This is a genomic window from Paraburkholderia mimosarum LMG 23256 = NBRC 106338 (assembly GCF_000739815.1).
Classification (GTDB): domain Bacteria; phylum Pseudomonadota; class Gammaproteobacteria; order Burkholderiales; family Burkholderiaceae; genus Paraburkholderia; species Paraburkholderia mimosarum.
Map to the genome: position 1 here is coordinate 1 of NZ_BBJJ01000173.1, position 4,441 is coordinate 4,441.

Genomic DNA, 4,441 nt, shown 5'->3' on the forward strand with positions numbered 1-4,441 from the left:
CTACAGCCGGCGGGCTGCAAGCCCTTCTTCCCATCGCTCCGCGCGGTGATCGTTCTCGCGCCAGTCTGCAAAGCTATTCCCGGCACGTCGCTTGCAACCATCGCTTTCACCGCCATGATGAGGCGCTGCGCTCACGCAGCGGAGCTCCATGAATTCATCGATCGCACGGATCATCACGCTGTGTTCGACCATCGTCATATCGAGCGCGCCAATAGCCGCTTATGCAGACGACAGTGCGAGTCCCTGCGGCGCGCTAAAGCGCATCATCGCGGCTGCACCGCAGCATTTCGCTTCACTGAATCCCGCCGACGGACGTGCCATTGCGCAGCCCTACGGCGACGACGCGCAATGTGCGACAGCCGGCGCAACCTATCAGTGCGTCTGGAGTGCACGCGACGCTGGATCGGGGACGAACGCACTGGAGGGCTTAGGCGCCGATATTGCCGCGTGCCTGCCCGACGCAACACACGACGTGAATTCGCCAGGCCGCCAGCACTTCTACCTGGGGCAGCGCGGCAGCCGAACCGAAATCACGGCGCAGAGCGACGGTTCGACGCGGGTGAAGCTCAGCGTGTCGCATCAATAGACCGCTCCCCCGCATGAATAGATGGCCCGCTGGGATAGGCAAATCGTGTCCACGATCCGAACGGTACCTGCCAGCGGGCCGGCGAACGCACGCCTTCCTCACCTGCCAGGCGCGCTTTGACCATCCGAGCGAACGCCCGCCAACGGCGCCCCATAACCGCCTGCCTCCGCGTTGTTCGGGTGGCCATTTGCGAGTTGCCCACGCGGATCCGTGGGGCCAACCGGCATTTCGCCAGCCTGGCGATTGCCGTGAGTCGGGTACTCGCTGCCGGGTGCAGCGTTCGGCATGAGCGCAAGGCTGTTTTGCGGCGCACCAAGGTCGTCGTGCATTGCCGGATGCGCCGGTCAGCATTGCGCAAGTCATGAGTATGCAGAGGGGTTCATCCCGGGCTCCTTTCCGACAGATATGACACGCTCCGAGCACGCGCCAGCCCGGCGCGCTGCAGCCTGCGGGCTAACAAACGAAGTCAGCCGCCAAGGACACCAAGATCTAGACTGTGCGAACGGCCGATCCACACGGCGGCGTCGCGATGGTCGCGCAGCGCATCCCTCGTGTTCGGATGCACGAACACGTCGAGCGAGCCGTGATTGAGCGTGAGCCATTCGAAGACTGTCATGAAACGCTCGCGCGGAATGGCGAGCTGATACGACCACATCGGATGCGGCCCGACCGGGCGTTCGTGGAAACGCCCGATCTCCACGACTTCGCCGAAGCGGGCTTCGATTGCTTCGCGCAGGGTCAAGGCGGCTTCGCGCGTCGCCGCGTCGAAATAGATGTGCGCGTGCCAGCTCGTGATATCGGCGGGATCGAGGTAGTTCATGGCGATGCAGGACTGCAATGCGGGTTCGAGCCGCTATTGTCCATCGAACGCCCCCGCCGTGCATGCCCACGCACAACGCCACGCTTCATGGCGCCGCGCCTGAATACGTGTCGCCGACCATCAGACGCACGATTTCGTCGCCGTCGGTTTCGGCCACACGCCGCTCGCCCGCCACTTCGCCGCGCCGCAGCACGATAATGCGGTCCGCCACAGCAAAAATATCGTGCAGGTTGTGCGCAATGAGGATCACGGCTACGCCCTGTGCCTTGAGCGCACGGATCAACGCCATCACCTTGCGCTGTTCGGGCACGCCAAGCGCCGCCGTGGGCTCGTCCATGATCAACACGCGCGCGTTCCAGTAGATCGCCCGGCCGATCGCTATGGCCTGCCGCTGCCCGCCCGAGAGCATTTTGACGGGCCCCGCAAGCTTGCGCGGCGGAATCACGATATCGAGTCGCTCCAGCACTTCGCGCGCAACGCGCGCCATATGCGGTCGATCGATCAGCTGCAAGCCGAACCTGCGCCGCACGGGCTCGCGGCCGAGGAAAATATTGCTGCCCACGTCGAGATTGTCGGCAAGCGCGAGATCCTGATAGATGGTTTCGATACCTTGCGAGCGCGCTTCCTGCGGATCGCGCAGTTGCAGCGGACGGCCTTCGAAGTGCAGATCGCCCCCATCGGCGCGATAGACGCCCGAGAGAATCTTGATGAGCGTCGACTTTCCCGCGCCGTTGTCGCCCGCGAGCGCGAGCACTTCGCCCGGCATGAGCCGCAGCGAGACACGCTTGAGCGCCTCCACGCCGCCAAACCGAATCGAGATGTCACGCGCCTCGAGTATCGGCGTGACGATCGCGCCGCTCATTGGGCACCTCCGAGCCTGCCCTTGTACTGGTCGATCAGCACCGAAAGAATGATGACGATGCCGACCACGATGAATTGCCAGAACGCATTGACGTCGATGAACACGAGCCCGAACTCGATCACGGCGATGATGAGCGCGCCGATCAGCGTGCCAACGACGTTGCCCGTTCCACCAAAGAGACTCGCGCCGCCGATCACGACCGCCGCGATCGAATCGAGCAGCATGGGCTCGCCTGCGTTTGCCGCGCCGGCGGCGAAGCGCGCCGTGTAGACGATGCCGCCCACCGCCGCGAAGACCGCTGCGATGAGATAGATCGCGACCAGATGGCGGCGCACGTTGATGCCCGCGCGTATCGCCGACTGCGGATTGCCGCCAATCGCATAGGTGTACTGACCAAATCGGGTTTGCGAGAGCACGAAATGCATGACGACGAGCAGTACAACCGTGAGAACCATGGGCGTCCAGCCGCTGCCCAACCACGCGAGCCCCCGGTTGTTCACGGAGACGGTCATGCCGTTGCCCGCGGCGAGAAAGCCCACGCCCCGCGCGACGCCATACATGCCGAGCGTGCCGATGAACGCCGGCACGCCGAGCCGTGCGATCAGCACACCATTCACGAGGCCTGGGATCAGGCACACGAGTATGGTGAGCGGAATCGACAGAAGCAGAATCCACGGAGTATCGCCGCCGGGGATCGTAAACTGCGCGACGCACACAGCCGCGAGTCCCATGACGAAGCCCACCGAAAGATCAATGCCGGCGGTGATGATCACGAAGGTCTGACCGATGGCGAGCAACAGCGGCGCGCTCGCGGCAAGCCCGATCGACTGCAGGTTGTAGGCGTTGAACACGAACGACCGATGCGCCGAGATGCGCGCCCACGTCTCGAAAAAGACGAGCAGCGAGCCGAGAAAGAGCCACGGCCAGATTTTGCTGACGAGCGCGAGCCTGTCGAGTCGTTTGTCGTTCATGTGGCCCGGTTCAGTTCGAGTGGCTCAATTCGAGTAGATGTACTGCTTCATCTCCGGCTTGTCGATGTTCGACCTGTCCAGCACCACGAAACCCGTGCCCTTGTAGGTGGGAATTTTCTTGTCGTGGATGACGTCAGCGGCGAACTTCACGGCGTAATAGCCCATCTGATCGGGCAACTGCGCAATGGCAATATCGACGAGGCCGCTGCGGATCTGCTCGTCGATGCCCGGCACGGCGTCGAACACGACCACCTTGACCATACCCTGCTTGCCCGCATTCTTCACGCCTTGCGCCGCGCCGGCACCCGAGAACGTGTTGGCGCCGAACACGCCCGCGAGATCGGGATTGCGCGCGAGCACCGCCGCGACATGCGAAGCGGCGCGATTGGCGTCGTCCTCGTTGTATTGTGTTTCGAGCACCTTGATGTTGGGGTGCTTCTTCATTTCTTCCATGAAGCCTTGCGCACGTGCATCGGTGCTTGAGATGCCCGGCTTGTTGTTCTCGCAATAGACGGTGCCCCTGTCGCCAATCGCCTTGGCGAGCGAGCGAGCCGCCACCCGGCCACCTTCCAGGTTGTCCGAAGCGATATACGAAAGCGGGAAATCGGCGTCGCCCTTGCCTGTCTGATAGTGGCCATCGCCGATATAGGTGTCGACGGTGATGACCTTGATGCCGGCGTCGGCGGCCTCTTTGAGCGGGCCGATGAGCTGCTGCTTGTCCACGGGCGAAACAAGCAGCACGTCGGGGTGCCTGGCGATGAACGCCTTGAGAATAGGCACCTGCTCAGTGGTGTTCCAGGCCTTTGGCACTTGGAACAGCAACTGGATGTTGTCTTCCTTCGCCGCGCGTTCCGCGCCGCGGTGCATCGTGAAGTAGAAGGGATCGGTGACGCCGGGCAACAAGGCAACCACGGGATGCGCCGCATCTGCGTGCGCCGCGCCGGGCAACGTGCCGAGCGCAGCAACGGCGATCGTGGAATAAGCCATCAGACAGCGAAGAGCGTTGCGCAACATGGTTGTCTTCCTCCAGGTGAGTCCGACGCACGGCGCCCAATCTTCCCGAGGCGACGACGCCCGGCGGCAGTCGCCCAGTATACTGAGGCGCACTGCTACGGGGCCTGGTGTTTTCCTGCACGCTTTCAGCTGTTTATGCGCGTCGGATGCAGACGTCCCGATTTGTGGGACGACTGACTATTTCATTG

At 63.1% G+C, this 4,441-nt stretch carries 6 protein-coding genes; 1 reads left to right on the plus strand and 5 read right to left on the minus strand.

Annotation, left to right across the window (positions count from 1 at the left end):
• Positions 1-148: 148 nt before the first annotated feature.
• A complete protein-coding gene (locus BMI01S_RS36045) occupies positions 149-586 on the plus strand; it encodes a hypothetical protein (protein ID WP_028215549.1) in 438 nt (145 codons plus the stop codon).
• Positions 587-684: 98 nt separating this feature from the next.
• Here BMI01S_RS36045 and BMI01S_RS43635 read toward each other — a convergent pair whose 3' ends face one another.
• From BMI01S_RS43635 to BMI01S_RS36065, 5 genes are all read right to left on the minus strand, one after another.
• Positions 685-915, minus strand: a complete 231-nt coding sequence (locus BMI01S_RS43635) for a hypothetical protein (protein WP_081716337.1) — start codon at positions 913-915, stop codon at positions 685-687.
• Positions 916-1,052: 137 nt separating this feature from the next.
• Positions 1,053-1,406, minus strand: coding sequence for a DOPA 4,5-dioxygenase family protein (locus BMI01S_RS36050; RefSeq protein WP_028215550.1), 354 nt, complete (start codon positions 1,404-1,406; stop codon positions 1,053-1,055).
• An 85-nt stretch (positions 1,407-1,491) separates the two neighbouring features.
• On the minus strand, positions 1,492-2,268 hold the full coding sequence (locus BMI01S_RS36055; protein WP_028232965.1) for an ATP-binding cassette domain-containing protein: 777 nt from the start codon (positions 2,266-2,268) through the stop codon (positions 1,492-1,494).
• Positions 2,265-3,239 (minus strand): ABC transporter permease subunit, encoded by a 975-nt coding sequence (locus tag BMI01S_RS36060; protein ID WP_028232966.1) that lies wholly within the window; start codon positions 3,237-3,239, stop codon positions 2,265-2,267. Before BMI01S_RS36060 ends, BMI01S_RS36055 begins: the two co-directional genes overlap by 4 nt.
• Positions 3,240-3,263: 24 nt before the next feature.
• Positions 3,264-4,253 (minus strand): ABC transporter substrate-binding protein, encoded by a 990-nt coding sequence (locus BMI01S_RS36065; protein WP_028215553.1) that lies wholly within the window; start codon positions 4,251-4,253, stop codon positions 3,264-3,266.
• Positions 4,254-4,441: the final 188 nt, after the last annotated feature.

Excerpts from the sequence above, each read along its gene's own strand:
- BMI01S_RS36045 (WP_028215549.1), top strand. The coding sequence starts at position 149 with ATGAATTCATCGATCGCACGGATCATCACGCTGTGTTCGACCATCGTC.
- BMI01S_RS43635 (WP_081716337.1), bottom strand. The coding sequence starts at position 915 with ATGCACGACGACCTTGGTGCGCCGCAAAACAGCCTTGCGCTCATGCCG.
- BMI01S_RS36050 (WP_028215550.1), bottom strand. The coding sequence starts at position 1,406 with ATGAACTACCTCGATCCCGCCGATATCACGAGCTGGCACGCGCACATC.
- BMI01S_RS36055 (WP_028232965.1), bottom strand. The coding sequence starts at position 2,268 with ATGAGCGGCGCGATCGTCACGCCGATACTCGAGGCGCGTGACATCTCG.
- BMI01S_RS36060 (WP_028232966.1), bottom strand. The coding sequence starts at position 3,239 with ATGAACGACAAACGACTCGACAGGCTCGCGCTCGTCAGCAAAATCTGG.
- BMI01S_RS36065 (WP_028215553.1), bottom strand. The coding sequence starts at position 4,253 with ATGTTGCGCAACGCTCTTCGCTGTCTGATGGCTTATTCCACGATCGCC.